Below are 19,400 nucleotides of genomic sequence, written 5' to 3'. Positions count from 1 at the left end.
CTAGGTTACCGGGTACCGCCTGTAAGATGCGCGTCAAACATATCAATGATTTCAAGGAACCTATCGGCTTCCCGGAAAACATGGTCTGCTAATAGAGGATGAATAATACTCTTTATTTTACATTGCTCAATTAGATCACGGGCTGTTTTCTTGAAGTCCCTAAGAGATGCGACCGAAACCCGATTTTGATCAAGGAATTGATCTAATAGTGGAACTGTTTGAGATTGTGGCTTCATAGATTCTAAGTCTCTTGCTTGATACAGCAATTGATCAAAATCATTGCTGAAATTCCGTGCAACATCAACTAGTTTCCTTTCTGACGGATCAAGGAGATGACCAATAAATTTGGCATGGTCTGCCATAATCCTTAGGAAGAAGACATTTTCTTTAATAATGGCATCTGGAAGCGATTGTAATTTTCCTTCATTTAATTCAATTAATCGTTTTCTAAAATAATTAGCTTCCCTACTTGTATGGTCAACTAATAGTGGAAAATTATTTGCCCCTGGCAATTTGCAAGCGAGAATTAGTCCTAATACTTTCCGTTTAAATGCGAAAATATTTGTTGCAGCTTGTTGTACCTCTGAATTAAATCTTCTTATTTGTTCGGGGTCTGTTTGATTGTTAAAGGAATGCGCAGTTTGTTCGATGTGTTCAAATAAGCGATAAAATTGATTAGCGTCTTGAATTAGTTGAGTATCTTCTGCTCTAAAACCCAATCGAAGAAATAAAGAGTGTTCTTTCATAATCCTGGCCCAAAAACGAATTTCATTTAAAGAGCGCTCAACGAACAATCCAGATGTAACACCAGTATCAGCATGCAGAGATGTATCATCCCCGTTCATTTTATAACCTCCCCGAAATAACACTTTTGCTCTATTCATATTTAGAAAATCAATCGAATATGCCTTGAAATTATAAAATAAAGTGGACGTTATCTTTGTTTATGCCTATTGTTACTATCGTTAAAAATCTTGATTCCCACAATAATCTTATGAAACTAAACTACCCTCAATATACAAAGCGAAATTTCCCGATAGCAGTATAAGAGAAAGCAATATAGGTTAGTGGATTCATTCTCAATTTGGTTAGAAAACATAGAATTCTTTTAATTTTATTTTAATCTTTCTTGTCTATTCTGTTGGAAAAGGAGGAGTGTTATGAAAAACATTTTTAAACTGTTGTTATTGCTGATTTTGGTGTTTGCGACAACTTCTTTTACGTACTTATCTGTGCGAGCTGATGGTGACGATGAGAAGAGAGAACATAATGAGTATAAGTATAGAGATGATGGATATAAGCATAAAGAGGATGATGAGAAGAGAGAACATAATGAGCATAAGTACGGAGATGATGGGGATAAACATAAAGAGGATGATGATGTACAGTATGAAGAACGCATACAGAATCAAAAAAATAAACAGATAAACCAAACAAATGAAGTTATGGAATCATGGTCTAAATGGTCACGCTCAGCAGCGATCGGAGTATCGCAGGAACAATTGCCTATCAAAGATTCAATGAAGGTGAAAATACAAAATGGTAATGAATCAATAACAGTTGTTGCTTATCCGTATAGAAGTGAAGTAATGATTCCTATTAAAGAAACATCGGAATTGTTAGGAGCTGATGTAGCTATTTATGAAAATATTCAAGCCGTTGAAGTTGTATATCAACAAAAGCAATTAATATGTAGGCTTGGATCAAGAGCGGTGTATGAAAATGGTTTGAAGACACCAATGCCCGTTCCAACACTTGCATATAATAATGAATTATATGCTCCTATAAGTGTGTTAGCGAATGGATTAGGTTATACAATTACGTATGATTCTCAAAAAGGTTTTATTTTTGCCCTTAACTAATAAATATTGTTATGAATGACTGTGTAAAGGAGACAGAATAATGAAAAAAAACTGGGTAAAATGGGCTGTTGGTTTAGGGAGTATAACCGCTTTCACAGGAGTAACCTCTATTCTTCAAGATAATCAAAATGTTCAAGATAGTGAAGCAAAGGCTCAAGTAGCAACTGATACTTGGAAGATTGATACCGATAATACTGATTTATCTAATTTGAAAGAAGCTGAGAAAGCCGACCGAGAGCGAACTATTGCTGGATTGGATTGGGAAGATGGTAATTGGAATGTGGACAATACAGATGAGCAAGCAACATATGTAACGCCGACGAATCCTTATCAAGGACAAATACAGCAAGATAATCGTACGGAGAGATCATAAATATGAATGCTCTTTCTACTATTAAAACATTTGAATGTATGAATACAACCATTCGATTAGGTGGTTTGAATTCAAAAAGTGAAACGATAGAAAATTTAACGAATTATTTTCATAGCTTTGAACATCGTTTTTCTCGTTTTATGGATAGTAGTGAACTATCAACTTTTAATAATCAGCCAGTAGGTATTCCTATTTTTGTTTCAGATGAGTTATATTCCATAATCAAAGAGGCACAATTTTATGCTGAAAGAACAGAGTATCTTTTTAATCCATTAATAGGAAGTAGAATAGAAGAGCTTGGCTATGATATAAGTTTTCAACCACATATGTATAAAGAAGCTCGTGAATTAAATCCTTTTACTGTTCATAAAAAAGGAATCGAACTCCTTCCACAATCAAATGTGATTATTAAACATAGTAATGAAAAATTAGATATTAACGGGATTGCAAAAGGATGGAGTGTAGACCAAGCAAAATTACTAGCTATACGAGCAGGCATGGAAGAAGGTTTTATTAATGCAGGCGGAGATGTAGCTATTTGGGGCGATTCTTCTCAAATAGTGGGAGTGAGTAATCCTCTTCAAGAAGAATTAGATATCATTTCTTTATTTGTTAAGAACGCGAATATGGCTACGTCTAGTCCTCTTTATAGAAAGTGGAAGCAAGGCGATAAAGATAGACATCATATTATTAATGGACAAACAGGTTATTCTATTACAACGAATGTGGTGCAAGTTACAGCAATAGCCCCAACAGTTTCAGAAGCAGAAGTATTAGCAAAGGTACTGTGTATGATGCCTTTTGAAGAAGGGATAAAGTGGCTTACGAAACATTTTCCAAAAAGAGCAGCGATTATTATTAGAGAGGATGGAAAAATCGCTATTAGTAAGACCATTCATGAGTATGTGGAAGGGATGAATCTATTATGATTTTTAATATAGTTGGAACATGGGAAATGATTCGAGCCGCAGGAATTGTAAGTTATATGCTTTTTTGGTTTGGTGCATGCGCAGGAATTTTATATAGTGAAAAGGTTTTTATGAAAAAAAGAGCTATGTTATTCATGTTGCATCAAAGCAGTGGTTGGTTTGCCTTTCTGTTTGCTTTGTTACATGGGGGATTATTGCTAATCGACACTTATATGCCGTATGGGTTTACGGAATTGTTGATTCCATTTACAGCTAAAAATGAAACGACCTTATCAGGATTTGGAACCATCGCGTTCATTTGCCTTTTTATTGTATTAATATCCTCTGATTTAATGAGAAAGCTATCTAAAAAGGTTTGGAAGGCTGTTCATTTGCTTACAATACCAACTTTTATAATGATGAGTATACATGGCTTTTTTATCGGTGCAGATTCTTTAACACCTCCAATGTTACTTGTTTATATGTTTACAACTGTAAGTTTCTTGCTGTTAATAGGACTCAAGGGGATAAAATATGGTTTTTCTAAATCGCAAAATAAAGTTGTATAAACTAAGCTTTATAGCTTTATAAAACACCTGTTTGAAATCGATATATTTTCAAGCAAGTGTTTTATTTTTTAATCAAATGTAAAAAGGACAGCATATACTGTCCAATTTATTAGTCGGTATTCACTTGGTGTTCGTAGACAATTTTCCCACCTAGATGACCAGTAACCGCCATTGAAGCTATTCCAGAAATACTTAAAATTACGATTAGGATAGTAATTAATCCACTTTTAAAAATTGGTTTTTTAAGAAATTCAAATTTGAAAAATGTGTGTTTAAATAATAATTTAATAGCAGTTAGAATTCCAAAAATAATCATGGACAAATCAGCGAAAAAAGAATGTAGTTCAACCTGGTCATGAAGCATTCTACCCCAATTTGCAAAAGCAAATTCTTCTGCTCCATCACCCGAAAGAACATTAGCTATCCCTGATATGAATCCAATAACGATTAATGTTGTCCCCATTTTATTGAGAGTCTCTTTTTTTAGAAAAACATTAACAATTTCAACTACTGCTCCAATAATGAGTAGCGCAATAGGGAAATGAACAAGTAATGGATGTATTGGCATTTTTCATCGTCTCCTTCTATTTGATATCACTATCATATAAAAGAAAACTGAAGGGAAACTGAATTTTAGCCACCAATGGGTAGAGAAATAATGAATGTTGTCCCTTTTCCTAACGTACTTTTTACATCTACTGTTCCTTTATAATAATCAATAATTTGCATGGCAATTGCTAGACCAAATCCTGCTCCTACTTGATTTCTAGAAGTATCAACTTGATACATACGATCAAATATATGAGGAAGATGTTTAGAAGCTATACCAATACCATTATCTTTTATTTGTATGACAATATCTTTTTCATAGGAAGCAATAAGAATCTGGATTTCACCATCATCTCCTGTGTACTTAATCGCATTTTCTAGGAAGATCGAAATTAATCGTTTGATCTGTATATGATCTGCGTTTACTTGTATGGATTTCTCATTCTTATGCACAGTAATTTTTTTAGGTGATGCTATACGCTGAAAGCTTTCACCAATACTTTCAATTTGTAATTGAAGATCATAGCTTTCTTTTTGAAAATTAATTTGATGCGATTCGTATTTCGTTAACAATAATAATGTTTCAATTAATTGATGTGTTTCTTTTACCTCGTCTTTCAAATCCTTCACGATTTCTCGAGAGAAAGGGGAAAGGTCTTGTTGCTCTTCTAATATTTCAACAGACGATAACATAACGGATATAGGTGTCCGCAGTTCATGTGATGCATCTGCTGTAAATTTACGCTGTTTTTCTATGTTTAATTTAATTGGAAGTATGGCACGTTTAGCTAGAATATTTCCGACATAAATGGAAACAAGTAAAAGAATAATAACGATACAAATGAGCATATAAAACCAGCGCTCAATTTGTTCTTCAATTCGACTAATATCTTTTGCAACAAATAATGTGCCTATATCTTTGTCTTGATATCTGAGAACCTTATTTGAAAGAGCGTAACTTTTTTCATCATTTATATCAGCAAGAGTGATAATAGTAGGGTTGGACTTCAGGTCCATCTTTCTGATTGTTTTTTCTAAGTTTCTATTTTGAGTATGACTATTAGAAATCAATTTATTTTCAGGAGTTAAGAAATAAAATAAATATTCTCCTGATAGGTGATATTTTGTAATGTATAGTGGATTCTCAAGAAATTCTTTATTTTCAGTTGATAAAACATCATGGACCTCCTGTTTGGCAACATTATATAAAGAACCACGAAAGAGAAAAAATAGTCCTAAAATCGTAATAAGCATGATGAGTACAAAGCAAGCTGAAAAAATAAAAGTGAGTTTTTTATGTAAATGATCCAACATTTTATTTCACCAACTTGTATCCCGCACCACGAATGGTTTGTATATACTTTTTAGGGTTATCAGTATCCAATTTTTTACGTAAAGAGCCAATAAATGCTTCAATTGTATTAGTGGTTATATATTGATCAATTCCCCATATAGCATCTATGATGACATCCTTAGAAAGAATATAATTTGCATTTTTAGCTAACAAAAGTAATAGCTGATATTCCCTTGGGGTTAATTCGATTAGTTGGTTATTAACAATCACCTCATGTGTTGATTGATTTATGTGTAAGTCTTGTATCTGAATAATTGAATCTTGATACATTCGTATACTTCTTCTAGATAAAGCTCTCAGTCGAGCCATTAATTCAGAGAACTCAAAAGGTTTGGTTAAGTAATCGTCACAACCAGCTTCTAGTCCATATATTCGATCTGGCACTTCATCTTTAGCTGTAAGCATTAAAATACCACCATGATAACCAGATTGACGAAGTTTTTGACTAACTGAAATACCATCCATTTTTGGCATCATCCAATCTAAAATAAGTACATCATATGGAGAGGTTATCGCATAATCATAAGCGGCTTCTCCATCTTGCACCCAATCGACTGAATCGTATTCTTTCTTCAGTTTATACATAATAAGCTTTCCAAGTCTTTGGTCATCCTCTGCTAATAAGATCTTCATTGTTTCAACTCCTTATAGATAAAATATTTAGAATATATTAATTGTGGGTATAGCTTGATAGACTAGCCTCAATAATGAATTCATTGAGTAGGGAAATCTATTACCATTTACCCATTACTTTCGTGATTAACTCTAATATCATACTTATTTTAACAACTTAATCTGAAGGATTTCTGAAAGAACTGTATAAAAAATTGGATTATTCGATTGAATTAATATAACAATTATAAGTTAATTCTTGTAATAGCTCATATTTGCAAATGATAACCATTATTAATAATAATTATTATCAGTTATTAGTTTTTTATTGTTATAAACAACAATGGTTCTCAATTAGTTATTTATTTTCTCAATTAGATTGACTTCTGATGATGAGGTTGTTATGCTTGAATTAAAGATAGAGCAAAATAAAAAATGCGATTTTTTATATAAATAACAGCTAAGAAAAGAAGGGGATACTAATGGCTTCAGAAAGTAAAACTCAAATATCTATATGGAAAAAAGCATGGGAACACATTGAATTAATTGCGGCATTAACAAGCGGTCTGTTTATCTTAATTGGTTGGATTTTATCTAAAAATGACATGGTGACATTTTCGGTTATTGCCTATTTATTAGCTTTTGTTATTGGCGGATATGCTAAAGCAAAAGAAGGTATATTGGATACGATTGAAACAAAAAGATTGAATGTTGAAATTCTTATGATATTAGCTGCCATTGGCTCGGCTATTATTGGCTATTGGGCTGAAGGATCTATTCTAATCTTTATCTTCTCTTTAAGTGGTGCACTTGAGACTTACACAATGAACAAGAGTCATAAAGAAATCTCTGCTTTAATGGATTTGCAGCCTGAAGAGGCATTATTAATCGATTCGGAAGGAAATGAATCACTAGTTGCGGTTGCTGATTTGAAATTAGGAGATCATATCTTAATTAAAGCAGGTGAGCGAGTACCATCTGATGGTTCCATTATTGATGGTACAACTAATATTGATGAAGCAGCTATTACGGGTGAATCAATTCCCGTTAGTAAAAAAATAAATGATGAAGTGTTTGCTGGTACTGTTAATCTACGAGGAACGATTACGGTTGAAATTACGAAACCACAAGAAGAAACATTATTTCAAAAGATTATTCAATTGGTACAGTCAGCACAAAGTGAAAAATCTCCTTCTCAATTATTTATAGAAAAATTTGAAGGTACGTATGTAAATGTTGTCTTAATTGTTGTAGCATTAATGCTATTTTTACCTCACTTTATGTTTGGTTGGAGTTGGAATGAAACGATTTATCGTGCAATGGTTCTATTAGTAGTGGCATCTCCATGCGCATTAGCCGCTTCAGTAATGCCAGCTACACTCTCAGCTATCTCAAATGGAGCCAAAAGAGGTATTTTATTTAAGGGTGGCGTTCACTTAGAAAGCTTAGGTAACTTAAAAGCTATTGCCGTAGATAAAACAGGAACTTTGACCAAAGGGAAGCCAGAAGTGACAGATGTATTATTCAGAGCTGATTTTACAAAAGACAATTTTCTTCAGTACGTAGCATCTGTTGAAAAATATTCTAATCATCCATTGGCACAATCGATTGTAAAATATGCTTCAGACAATAGTAATATCTCATTTATAAAACCTGAAACATCAGAAGATATCTCAGGATTTGGAGCAAAAGCAATCATAGCGGGAGTCGAATGGAAAGTTGGTAAGGCAGATTTTGTTGGGGCGGAAGAAGCTGCTACTTTTCAAAATGGTATAGCAAAGAAATTGGCGGCCGAAGGTAAAACAATTGTCTTTGTCAGTGACCATAAAGGAATTGCGGGATTAATCACGTTAAAAGATACTGTTCGACAAGAAACCATAGAAGCAATAGAAAAACTAAAGTCTGTTGGTGTTTATACCTTTATGCTCACAGGAGATGGTAAAGCAACAGCACAGGCTATTGCAAGTGAAAGTCACGTAGATGGATTTGTCGCAGAATGTTTACCTGAGACAAAGGTAGATGAACTGAAAAAATTAAAAGAAAAGTATGGCACAGTAGCAATGGTTGGGGATGGAATTAACGATGCGCCTGCATTAGCCACAGCTTCAATTGGTATCGCGATGGGTGAAGGTACGGATGTAGCACTTGAAACAGCTGATGTTGTATTGATGAAAAATAATTTATCTCTTATTGCCGAAGCTGTTGTTCTATCTCGAAAGATGAATAAGATTATTAAACAAAACGTTATATTTTCTATAAGTGTAATAGTGCTATTAATTTGTTCTAACTTTTTACAAACAATTAGTTTACCCCTTGGGGTAATAGGGCATGAAGGAAGTACGATTCTTGTTATTTTAAATGGGCTTCGTTTATTAAAAACAATAAAAGAATAATATATATAAATAAAAGCAAGTGAACATTAAACGGATTTCACTTGCTTTTATTTGTGGTGAATATCTAATCGGAATTTGTATTTGTGAAAATCTAGTTTTATAAATTCTAAAAACAAATCCATTTACATAATTCAAAACATTTAAGAACTTTTTAATCAATTTGCTAAAGAAGTTAACGGTAAAGCAAATGTCAAAAATGGTGTTTGCTTAGTAGAGTTTCAGTGTAATTCTAACTAAATAATCTATATATGATGGTAAAGCGATTCTTAGATAGAGTCGCTTTTAATTATGTATAATGCATATATATTAATAAAAGAAATGCTCACCTAGTATCAGACCAATTCATAGGATAATGTACTGAAATATGGGGGGATAAAATGTATTCACACATATATAATTATGAAGATTTAAATAGGCAAACTAATAAGTTAATAAATGATATTGAAAAAGCCATTAATGGAGAATATAGTGCTATTATGTGTTATGAAAGTCTGGCAAAAATAGCTCCTAGTGAAAAAGAGAGAAAACAGATTCTTGAAATTCAAAGTGATGAAAAGAAACATCTTCAACAATTTATACAATTATATTACAGCTTAACTGGAGTACAGCCTCAACCTAAAATGACTGAAGAATGTGCTGAAAATTATATAGAAGGATTACAATTAGCTTTAAAAGATGAACAGGAAACAGTTGATTTTTATTTAGGAATTTCTGATGAAACAAGCAATGTGTATACGAAAGAACTGCTTAAAAGAATCGCGATGGATGAGCAAAATCATGCAGTATGGTTTTTGTATTTTTATACAAAATTGAAGTGATTATATTCATAATAAGTAAGGGTCTATGTTTTCACTGTCATTCTATGTTAAGAAATATTTATTCTTCTGTACAATTCAGTCCGTTTATTTGGATATATGCACGGCGATTATTATTAAGAAGAGAAACAATGCTAGAAAAGTGCCTCTCTTCTTAATAAACTTTATTTCAGTCAAAGTTTTTTACCTTTATTTCACAAAAATAAGATATAAAAAACAAAGGAACAAAGTGCCAATCAAATGACTGGCTCTCAAACTATAATAAGCAAAAAAATTTCCCCATCGAAAAGAAAAGATAATATGTAAATATGAAATATTTATAATGAAATTTCGAAAAAAGATTGAAAAATTATATTTGGAATTAGTGAGGTTCCATTTTGGATTATAAATTACATTCAAATTAATACGAAAATGATAGTGGAAAAAGAGCATTTGAAAATTATGTTTCAAATACCCTTTTGACTATATTATGAAGCTGATAAGTATTCGCTTAGATGCTGTTGTTTCTTATGATGAAGGAAGTAGTAAATAATCATGGATATAATTACAATTATACCTGCAATAAGAAACATTAAGTTAAAGTTAGTTTTAGCTTGAATTAGTCCATTTACATATGCTCCGATTCCAAATCCCGAATCGAAAAAGAAAAAGTATGTGGCAGTCGCGGCACCGCGACGATGATCGGGAGCGTATTGTACCGAAATCGTTTGAAAGCTAGGGACAATGACTCCGTATCCAAGCCCGATAATTGCTGCAGTCACTAAGTAGAAAAGGCCATTTTGTGTAAAGCTTAGTAAAATCATGCCAACCATATATAAAATAAAAGCTGGATATAATACTTTGTTAGCTCCGTATAAATCATACCATTTACCAGTGAACGGTCTCGATAAGACAATGGTAAGTCCAAAAATAATAAAGAATACACCTGCAATTGCTTCAAGTCCAAGTTCAGCAGCAAATAATGAAACATAGGAAGAAATGCTACTGTAAGAGAAGGCGAAAATTGATCCAGCTAGAGCAATTGGAATAGCGCTTGTTTCAAATAACGCTTTCAAAGAATAAGAAGCTTTTGGTGCATTTGTTTGTTTCACTGACTTTAGTTTTTGAGTATCTGATTTTCCTAATATACCTAATGTAAAAGAGATAAGAGCAAATACAGTACATGAAATAAATAAAATAGTGAAAGAAAAATGTTGAATAATTGTTAAACCGACATAAGGTCCAATAACCATTGCAATGCTCATAAACATTCCATAATAGCCAATTCCTTGTCCTCTTTTACTTTCGGGTACAACATCTGCGGCAATTGCGCCTGTAGCTGTTGTTGCAAGACCGAAACCAATTCCTTGTAAGAAACGGAGTATTAATAAGAATTCATAAGAGTTCGATAATAAATATAACCCAGTCGAAATTAGAAAAATAGTAAGAGCTAATATTAGTATTTTTCTTCTGCCGATAGAATCGAGCCAACTGCCTGCAAATGGTCTAATAAGAACAGATGCTAACAGAAAAATGGATACTACTAAACCTACGGATTCCTGTGGCTGATGAAGGTCATCCAATACGTAAAAAGGTAATGCAGTCATCAATGAATAGAAAATCATGAAAATAAAAAAACTATTCACTGAAACAAATATAAAGTCTTTAGTCCAAAGTTTGTCTTTCTTCAAAAATAGTTCCCCCTGTTTCATCTTGCTGTTTCAATTTGTAAATAATTGTTCGAAGTACTTTTTCTGCTGCTTCTATTTCTTGCTGAGAAAGTTGATCAAACAGAGGTTCTTCAAACTGATTCACTTCTTGCTCCCATTCTGAGATTTTCCCCTTTGCAAAGTCCGTTAAATGAATCATCTTTTCACGACGATCTTGTCCTTCTTTTCGAATAATAAGTCCAGCTTTCTCCATACGAGTAATTGTTCGTGTCATTGATGGAGCTTCTATATTTAAAGATGAACTCATTGCAATTTGTGTGGAAGGACCGTTATTCATAAGGAAACGGATGACAGCCCATTGAGCTACGAAAAGTCCAGTAGGTGCCATTTTTTCATTAAATGATTTAGAAAATTGCCTTGCAGCCTGGTTCAGTAATGGAATGACGTCCTGTTTATTTTTCAATAATCATCATCTCCTTTTTTGCATATGATAAATTAGTTACCTAGCTAAGTATAGGTTTGTTATTTATTTTCGTCAAATAATTTGGATGAAGAAATAAATAAAAATTGTTACTGAGCATGTAACTTTTCCTCATAATTTATCTATATTAAGTATAGATGGGGTGTTCGAATATCTTACAGTTAAAAAAGCGCATTATTTCTATTATAATGAAGCTATCTTAGTAATACATACAATGCTTAGGGAGGTGATGGAATGACAAGTAAGATTACATTGTCAGATTCTGCAGCGTCTCATGCAAAGCCTAGTATTGGGAAGGCGATACTTTGCATGGGGTAGACTTTATTAAAAATCGCCCAAGTTAGCTTTTCTGATACGTTGGCTTTGCACCTTATTTTAATACTAATAAGAATAAGGAGCTGGAAGAATGGCATACGTTAAAGCAACAGCTATTTTACCTGAAAAGCTAATATCAGAAATTCAAAAGTATGTACATGGTGAAACAATATATATCCCTAAACTTGAAACCACTCACCAAAAATGGGGGACTCGTTCAGGTTCAAGAAAGTTGATTGATGAAAGAAATGTTACTATTAAAGAAGCGTTTAAAAGCGGAATAACAATAGATCAATTAGCTGAGGAATACCATCTTTCTATAGAAACAATAAAAAAAATTGTGTACTCTAAATAAAGAGCATTCAAGCACTGATGATATAGTCAGTGCTTTTAATTATGGTGAGTTTGTTTCTAAATCATTTTAACCATAGTATATAATTCGTAAATAATATAAAGTATAGAAATAAGAGTGATTTAAGGGTATGTCTATGTGAATTGGAGTGATAAAAATGGAGCCCTTTATTAGAAATGATCAATATAACTTTATTAAGAAGCAAACTCAGACGTTAGTGAATGGTCATTCGTCTGTAAATGATATAGCTGTTCTACAAGCATTGAAATCTTTAGCGATTGAAAGAGTATTAAACTTGTTTACTGACATAAGTAATGAGCAAAAACAGTTACTAGAACCAATCGTTGAAATTAAAGATAAAGACCATGCTGAAGAATTTTTATTACAATTAAAGCCTTATGTTATTCCTTTTGAAGAAGTAACACAACAAACTATTAAAAAATTAATGCCTAAGGTAAAGAAGTTAAAGGTACCATCATTGGAAAACACGGATTGGAAAGATATATCATACTTAAGCTGGGATGATAAAGGCTCACAAAAAAGATATATTATTGCTCGTTACAATCACAAGCTTATGGGTCTACAAGGGACTTTTAAACCTATAAATAAAAAGGGGATTTGTACGATTTGTAATAAACTTGAAGAGGTAGGAATGTTCATGACTGAAAAAAAAGGAACTGTACAAGGTACGTTCACTAAAAGAGGAAATTATATTTGCCAAGACAGTCAAGCATGCAATGCTAATATAACATCACTGGATAAATTGAATGATTTTATTTCATTAAGCCGTTAAGATTTAAGTGATAAATATCTAAAAGCACTTCAATAAGACTATTAGTTGAAGTGCTTTTCAATGTTTATTTAACTATTGTCGTCTGTTTGATTACTAGCATTTGGGTCATTTTCTACGTCTTTAATCTTGTTTTTTCTTTATGAATATTTCTACCTAATTTAAGTAGTTTTTATCAATACCGAATGTTGATACGCTTGCCTAATATATTAAATAGAAATAGGATATTTCAACTTAATATGCTGTCCAGCCACCATCAATTGTAACGATCTGACCATTAATGAAATTTGAGTCATCAGATCCTAAGAATAAAGCTAACTTTGCAATCTCTTCAGGTTGACCTATACCTGGGTTAATCGCCAAACCTAACTGTTGACGAGAAGCACCGTATTCACTTACTTTACCCATTGAAGAAGAGATGTTTGTTGCTACTGCTCCTGGAGCAATTCCGTTACAACGAATGTTTTTATTAGCATACATAAACGCTGTATTTTTTGTTAAGCCAACAACTGCGTGTTTCGATGCAGTATATGCTGCACCTGCACGTGCTCCATATAAGCCACCAGCTGAAATATTATTTACGATAACACCATGACCTTGTTTAAGGAAAAGATCTGTTGCTAATCGCATAGTGTGCATAACAGAAGTTGTATTTACTGCAAAAATCAAATTCCAACGTTGATCTGTAACTTCACCTACTGGTTCCATTCCATCCATAATACCTGCGTTGTTTACTAAAATATCGAGACCACCAAATACAGATTGTGTTTCATTAAATAGATGAATAAGATCTTCTTCTGAAGCTACATTTGTTTGAATAGCAAATGCTTCACCACCTGAGCCTTTAATAGTACTAGCTACGGCTTGAGCACCTTCTAAGTTTAAATCAGAAACAACAACCTTTGCTCCTTGCTTAGCATATAGTTCAGCAATTGCTTTTCCCATACCTGATGCTGCACCTGTTACAATAGCTACTTTGTTTTGTAGTTTCATTGTAATTCCTCCCAATAATTTCAATTATCCTTACTGAAAAATTTGAAATATCCCTCTTATTTTATATACCTCTTGTATAAAATTGTAAACATTTAGTTCGAGAAATTAAAGGAATCCTTGTTTAATCATGTATGGTGAAGATTATAGATATGAGATAGAAATGGTAAAGTTGATGTTGATAATTTAGCCATGGATTATATTACATATTCACGTTACCAAAATATAGCAACCGATGAAATGTTCAGGGTAGCAAGGAAATTAGCAACTATGGTTGATAAACCAACTTCTAACTTTACACCTGCCATACTAGAAAATAAGCCAACCTGTTTTGAAAACCAAGTGCGGTTTTTTCAAAACAGGTTGGCTTATAAAGATTGTTTAGCTTCAGTGACCAGCATTAGCCCTCTAGATTTAGAAACGAACAGCGCATATCTTTATTACCGCATAGCCTTTTGCGATTGGGAGTAAATCAAGGAACATAGACAGCAATCAAAAAAGACCAGTGCCGGCTTTTCTTAAAAGATAAGAATGTATATAAATTTGTGCTGTGTCTAGCTCCAGCGCCCAGCGACTAGTAGATTTCGCCCCTCTCTCTACGATAGGTCAACATCGAATCGTCTACCGCCTCTTCGTGTTGTCTAGTTCCGAACGCCTTCGGCTCGAGGTCTAAGTCAATCAGTCCAGAAGGTTAAAAGCGACCTTCTAGCCAGCTTGCCTTATGCTTGTCACCGATAAACGGGCGTTCTCCACATTTCGGTTTTTCCTTTATCGAAAGAAGAGTGCTCCAATCTATACGTCGCAAAACGGGTGCTTGCGCTTTTCTTATTATCTAGTCTTCTTCATATGGTTGTATCATGTAACCTACTTTAGCATTGCATTCAGGGCATAAAGGATCATTATTAATGTAAGTAGTGTCTTCAAATGTCACATTATTGTTACATATATCACATCTAATATATTTGCTCATTAGTATTGCTCCTTTTTTGATTTTTTAAAACTATATTAATGATAATCAAAATTTATTCATCGAATGCGTGCAAGTTGAATATTATTCTAGAGATTCTTCATGCTAGAAATCATGGAATTATATTCAGAAGAATATAAATGTTATATAATTTGAGAGAGAGTGGCCGATGACCATTCGTAGTATTTAAATGTAAATCATTCAACATGTTAAAGGAGTTAGCGAATATTGAACACTATTGCGAATGGTAATAGAAGCACACAAGTATTAGATGAGAAATCTGTCTTATTTGCACTTGAATCAAATCTAGCGATGATAGAATTCAATTTGGATAAGGAAGTTATATGGGTTAATGATAATTTCGCACAAACACTAGGATACACAACTAATCAAATGAAAAAAATGTCTCATAGACAGTTTTGTACGGAAGAATTTAAAAACAGTAAAGCATATGAAGAATTATGGGAGAATTTACGTAGAGGAATAAAGTTTCAAGAAAAGATTGAAAGAGTTGGAAAAAGAGGGGATATAATCTGGCTTGAGGCTACTTATATTCCAATTCTAACTGGAGATGGGAAAGTAGACTCTGTGCTTAAGATAGCCACTGATATTACAGGACGTGAAAATAAAACAATGGAAATCATGGCACAATTGAAATCAATGCCCGTAGAACTGCTAGATTTGGTAGCTTTAAATTCTCAAGAAAAAATGGAAGCACTTAACAAGTTGAAAGAACAGACGGATTTGATTATTGAAGTCTCAAAATTAATACGCAATATATCTACTCAGACTAATATGTTAGCTTTAAATGCAGCTATTGAAGCAGCACGTGCTGGAGAGCATGGTAGAGGCTTTAAAGTGGTGGCTGATGAAGTGCGCAAATTAGCTGGAAATGTTTCGGATTCTATTAATCAAGTTAATAGTAATGTAGAAAATATAATAAATGAAGTAGCGAGAGTTACTGATATTACTGAAAACTTACAGGTAGCAATTAAGGAAACACAAATTAAATTCAAGACAACGATTGAAGAATTTGAAGAAATACAATAAAGAAACTTCATTGTTATCATTTCATATAAGGATTAATTTTGTGAAGTTTTGCACTTTGGGTATATGATAAAAGAAAAATGACTGTAGCCTCTTTTGGAATAAAGAGGCTCTTCATCTGAAATTGACGTATTATTCTGATAATAAAACAAGGGAATAGATGAATATGGTAAAAAAGAAAGACACCCTGATAATTGTTTTAATAGCTTTCGTTATGTTTATTGGTTTTCGATTGTGCTGGATTATTTACTATCAGAAAACGGATTATCCTGAAGTAAATAATGGAGTTCTTGATTTGAGGGAAGTAACAATTAAAGACAATGAAACTATTTCACTTGATGGGGAATGGGAGTTTTTTTGGGGGGGATGGATTGATCCGACTAATATGGAACTTTCACTATCAAAGCTACATTCGTCGAGGATATCTATGCCTGAAAATTTCCTTGATAATGCTAATGATAAAGATATTTCCCGATATCAATACGGCACATACCGTGTTCGTATATTGTTAAATCCACAAAATACAGAGAACTATAGTATCTATTTCAAAGATTTGCGTACATCATCTATCGTTTATGTTAACGGTAAGAAAATAGATATACCAGAATTAAAAGGAACAGATGCGAAGAGCATCAATTACCTCCCTATGAATGTACATGTTGGACATAATCAGAAAGAAATTGATCTTGTAGTCTATGTGTCAAATCAGGTTTATCCTTATTTAGGAGCAATGCTAAAATCAGTTGAACTAGGTACATATTCAGCGATACAAAAAGAAAAATTAACATCCATTTCGATGCAGTTTTTATCAGTGAGTGTATTGCTTTTACATGGAATATATACACTAATCATCTTTTTGTTTTTTGTTAGAAAGAAGGAATTTTTGTATTTATTCATTGCTTTTATATGTGTAGCTTTAAGTGTTTTAATAGATGATGATAGAATCATAATTTATTTATTCCCAGGTATTTCTTATAAATGGTGGATGATTTTATACTATTTTTCTTATTTGAGTAGCGTTTACTTCTTATTACAATTTGTGAAGAGTTTACGTGATAAGAAGATAGATGAAAAATCGTACGTAAGGGTAGTAGCTAACATCTATCAAATACTATATTTTATTTTTCTTATATGTATATTGGTTGACCCATTTAAGAAAGAGTCTATGTTTGGCTATGCAATTATTTTGTATTTTGGTTTAATGCTAGGCTTATGGTATGTATTTAAGGGTGTTTCCATTGCAAGGAAAGAATTTCTTTTTTATTTTTGGGCAACCATTTGTGTAACGTCTAGTTATCTTTGGGGTGCAATGAGAGTTATAGGCATTGTTGATTACTTTCCATACTATCCACTTGATATCATTATAGGTGTTATTACATTTTCAACCTATTGGTTTAAACGTTTCTTTGATACTTCAAAAAAGAATAATGAATTGGCTTCGGAATTGCAAGCTATTGATAAAAAAAGAGAGGAGTTTCTTGCAAATACTTCTCATGAATTAAGAAACCCTCTTCATGGAATTATGAACATAGTTCAAACTGTTTATGAAAGTGAGAAGAATCAATTAAATGCAGAGAATAAGCAGAATTTGCAGCTTCTTATGAGAGTTAGTCAAAGAATGTCTCTTATTCTTAATGACCTACTTGATATAACAAAACTAAAAGATGGTTCTATAAAATTACAAATGGGACAAGTGAATTTGTTATCGGTTGTTTTAAATGTGTTTGATACGTTACGCTTTATGACAGAAGGTAAAGATATCAAGTTTATTATTCATGATTCGGAATTATTTCTCATCGTAAGAGCGGATGAAAATCGTTTGTTTCAAATTATATTTAATTTAGTTCACAATGCTGTTAAATATACCAACTATGGGAAGATTATCATTTCTTGTGATGTAAGAGATGGAGAAGCCTTTATAAAGGTAGAGGATACAGGTATTGGGATGGATGAAGTAACAATCGAATCTATTTTTGAACCGTATAAACAAGCTGACTCTAGTATGACATCAATTGCTGGGGGAATAGGTCTAGGACTAAGTATTTGTGATCAGTTAGTTAAACTACATGGGGGAGTTTTATCAGTAAGTTCAACTCTAGGTAAAGGTTCGATATTTATGTTTACTCTTCAAACAATCCCAACTGAAGAACAACTGCCATTAGAAAGTATAGTTATGTTTGATGACGTTAAAGAGCAACTTGAACGTGTGAAGGAACCAACTAAGCTAAATGAAGATGTTCTAAAAGTTTTAGTTGTAGATGATGATTCTATTAATCTACAAATTTTAGAAACAATCTTAGAAGCAGAAACATTTAATGTTGTCACATGTACAAGTGGCAAGGAAGCATTAGAATTATTAGATAAGGGAAATTGGGATTTAGTAATTACTGATGTTATGATGCCTTATATGTCTGGGTATGAATTAACTCAGAAGATTCGAGAAAGGTTTAAAATATCTGAACTACCAATTTTATTGTTAACAGCACGTAGTCACTTCGAAGGTATTCAGGCAGGCTTTTATTATGGGGCAAATGACTATGTTATGAAGCCAGTTGAAAAACTTGAACTAACAGCTCGAGTTAGATCTTTAACACAATTAAAATTATCTATTAATGAGAGAGTTCGAATGGAAGCAGCTTGGTTACAAGCTCAAATCCAGCCTCACTTTTTATTCAACACATTCAATACGATAGCGGCTCTAAGTGAGGTAAATCCTTCTAAAATGATAGATTTATTAACGGAGTTTGATAATTACTTGAGAGCAAGCTTCGATATGCAAAATTTAAATCCGGTAGTTCCATTACAGCATGAACTCGACTTAGTACAATCTTATATTTATATCCAGCAAGAGCGCTTTCGAGATCGATTGAAGGTTGAGTGGGATATAGATGACAAACTCGATGCCCAAGTACCACCGCTTACCATTCAAACAATAGTAGAGAATGCCATAAATCATGGAGTTTTAAAACGTTCAAACGGCGGTACAGTACGTATAGGTATTAACCACCAACAACAAGGAGTTCTTATATCTATAGTTGATAATGGAGTTGGGATGACAGAAAACCAATTACAAGAGCTTCTGACTTATCCGCTAAATGAACAGCAAGGAATTGGTTTATTAAACACTGATAAAAGATTGAAACAACTTTATGGAAGTGGACTTATTATTCAGAGTGTTCTGAATGAGGGTACAGCGGTTAGCTTTTTTATTCCTAAAGGTGAATAGGAAATGGACTGATTTCCGTAAACATGGTCAGCAAGAAGCGGATTAATCATACCTTTAATCTGACAAGTTTGAACGAGTTCCAAGCCTACTTTCTTGAACCCTTAAGCTTAACTGTAGCATTTCACTATATTGAAGTACATTTTAGTGG

Annotated in this window: 16 protein-coding genes and 3 pseudogenes; 11 read left to right on the top strand and 8 right to left on the bottom strand. The window is 32.9% G+C overall.

Translation table 11 applies throughout. The features are described from left to right. Positions 1-5: 5 nt before the first annotated feature. Complete coding sequence (locus TX86_RS15925) at positions 6-845, bottom strand: DUF2935 domain-containing protein (RefSeq protein WP_042349874.1); 840 nt, start codon at positions 843-845, stop codon at positions 6-8. 315 nt (positions 846-1,160) lie between these two features. On the opposite strand from TX86_RS15925, the gene TX86_RS15920 reads away from it, so the two are divergent. Genes TX86_RS15920 through TX86_RS15905 form a run of 4 tightly spaced genes read left to right on the top strand, consistent with a single transcriptional unit; the run spans position 1,161 to position 3,712 of the window. Beyond that, positions 1,161-1,862, top strand: coding sequence for a copper amine oxidase N-terminal domain-containing protein (locus tag TX86_RS15920; protein ID WP_042349873.1), 702 nt, complete (start codon positions 1,161-1,163; stop codon positions 1,860-1,862). Between the two features lie 40 nt (positions 1,863-1,902). Next, a complete protein-coding gene (locus tag TX86_RS15915) occupies positions 1,903-2,235 on the top strand; it encodes a hypothetical protein (protein WP_042349871.1) in 333 nt (110 codons plus the stop codon). A 2-nt stretch (positions 2,236-2,237) separates the two neighbouring features. Then, complete coding sequence (locus TX86_RS15910) at positions 2,238-3,164, top strand: FAD:protein FMN transferase (protein WP_042349870.1); 927 nt, start codon at positions 2,238-2,240, stop codon at positions 3,162-3,164. Beyond that, complete coding sequence (locus TX86_RS15905) at positions 3,161-3,712, top strand: ferric reductase-like transmembrane domain-containing protein (RefSeq protein ID WP_042349869.1); 552 nt, start codon at positions 3,161-3,163, stop codon at positions 3,710-3,712. The genes TX86_RS15910 and TX86_RS15905 overlap by 4 nt, the downstream gene beginning before the upstream one ends. Before the next feature lie 109 nt (positions 3,713-3,821). Here the strand turns inward: TX86_RS15905 and TX86_RS15900 are convergent, their stop codons facing one another. From TX86_RS15900 to TX86_RS15890, 3 genes are all read right to left on the bottom strand, one after another. Next, positions 3,822-4,280, bottom strand: a complete 459-nt coding sequence (locus TX86_RS15900) for a DUF2231 domain-containing protein (RefSeq protein WP_042349867.1) — start codon at positions 4,278-4,280, stop codon at positions 3,822-3,824. A gap of 65 nt (positions 4,281-4,345) precedes the next feature. Continuing rightward, a complete protein-coding gene (locus TX86_RS15895; protein ID WP_042349866.1) occupies positions 4,346-5,575 on the bottom strand; it encodes a sensor histidine kinase in 1,230 nt (409 codons plus the stop codon). Between the two features lies 1 nt (position 5,576). Further along, entirely contained in the window at positions 5,577-6,248 is a 672-nt protein-coding gene (locus TX86_RS15890; protein WP_042349865.1) for a response regulator transcription factor, read from the bottom strand. Positions 6,249-6,709: 461 nt separating this feature from the next. On the opposite strand from TX86_RS15890, the gene TX86_RS15885 reads away from it, so the two are divergent. Together TX86_RS15885 and TX86_RS15880 are read left to right on the top strand one after the other, a co-directional pair. After that, the gene (locus tag TX86_RS15885) at positions 6,710-8,620 is read left to right on the top strand and encodes a heavy metal translocating P-type ATPase (RefSeq protein WP_042349864.1); all 1,911 of its coding nucleotides are present in this window, start codon (positions 6,710-6,712) and stop codon (positions 8,618-8,620) included. 377 nt (positions 8,621-8,997) lie between these two features. Continuing rightward, positions 8,998-9,438 (top strand): ferritin-like domain-containing protein, encoded by a 441-nt coding sequence (locus TX86_RS15880; RefSeq protein ID WP_042349862.1) that lies wholly within the window; start codon positions 8,998-9,000, stop codon positions 9,436-9,438. A gap of 464 nt (positions 9,439-9,902) precedes the next feature. On the opposite strand, the gene TX86_RS15875 is transcribed toward TX86_RS15880, so the two are convergent. Both TX86_RS15875 and TX86_RS15870 read right to left on the bottom strand, forming a co-directional pair. Next, positions 9,903-11,105, bottom strand: a complete 1,203-nt coding sequence (locus TX86_RS15875; protein ID WP_042349861.1) for an MFS transporter — start codon at positions 11,103-11,105, stop codon at positions 9,903-9,905. After that, on the bottom strand, positions 11,080-11,547 hold the full coding sequence (locus tag TX86_RS15870; RefSeq protein WP_042349859.1) for a MarR family winged helix-turn-helix transcriptional regulator: 468 nt from the start codon (positions 11,545-11,547) through the stop codon (positions 11,080-11,082). The genes TX86_RS15875 and TX86_RS15870 overlap by 26 nt, the downstream gene beginning before the upstream one ends. 424 nt (positions 11,548-11,971) lie before the next feature. On the opposite strand from TX86_RS15870, the gene TX86_RS15865 reads away from it, so the two are divergent. Both TX86_RS15865 and TX86_RS15860 read left to right on the top strand, forming a co-directional pair. Further along, positions 11,972-12,235: a CD3324 family protein gene (locus TX86_RS15865; protein ID WP_042349858.1), complete on the top strand. Its 264-nt coding sequence runs from the start codon at positions 11,972-11,974 to the stop codon at positions 12,233-12,235. A 154-nt stretch (positions 12,236-12,389) separates the two neighbouring features. Next, positions 12,390-13,025 (top strand): FusB/FusC family EF-G-binding protein, encoded by a 636-nt coding sequence (locus TX86_RS15860; RefSeq protein ID WP_042349857.1) that lies wholly within the window; start codon positions 12,390-12,392, stop codon positions 13,023-13,025. A 231-nt stretch (positions 13,026-13,256) separates the two neighbouring features. On the opposite strand, the gene TX86_RS15855 is transcribed toward TX86_RS15860, so the two are convergent. Beyond that, positions 13,257-14,015 (bottom strand): SDR family oxidoreductase, encoded by a 759-nt coding sequence (locus tag TX86_RS15855; protein WP_042349855.1) that lies wholly within the window; start codon positions 14,013-14,015, stop codon positions 13,257-13,259. A gap of 1,192 nt (positions 14,016-15,207) precedes the next feature. Between TX86_RS15855 and TX86_RS27865 the strand changes: the two are divergent. The 3 genes and pseudogenes from TX86_RS27865 to TX86_RS15845 form a co-directional block, all read left to right on the top strand. Further along, positions 15,208-15,597 (top strand): annotated as a pseudogene (locus TX86_RS27865) (PAS domain-containing protein); the annotation flags it as partial. A 108-nt stretch (positions 15,598-15,705) separates the two neighbouring features. Then, a pseudogene (locus TX86_RS27860) lies at positions 15,706-16,029 on the top strand (methyl-accepting chemotaxis protein); the annotation flags it as partial. A gap of 163 nt (positions 16,030-16,192) precedes the next feature. Continuing rightward, positions 16,193-19,252 carry a hybrid sensor histidine kinase/response regulator gene (locus TX86_RS15845; RefSeq protein WP_052343695.1) on the top strand — a complete coding sequence of 1,020 codons (3,060 nt, stop codon included), beginning with the start codon at positions 16,193-16,195 and terminating at the stop codon, positions 19,250-19,252. Here TX86_RS15845 and TX86_RS27855 read toward each other — a convergent pair. Then, a pseudogene (locus TX86_RS27855) lies at positions 19,145-19,373 on the bottom strand (DUF2935 domain-containing protein); the annotation flags it as partial. The gene TX86_RS15845 and the pseudogene TX86_RS27855 sit on opposite strands and share 108 nt — an antisense overlap. Positions 19,374-19,400: the final 27 nt, after the last annotated feature.

It is taken from the genome of Bacillus massiliigorillae (genome assembly GCF_000380245.2).
GTDB lineage: Bacteria > Bacillota > Bacilli > Bacillales > DSM-1321 > Bacillus_AD > Bacillus_AD massiliigorillae.
This window is presented reverse-complemented; position numbering and strand designations above follow the sequence as displayed.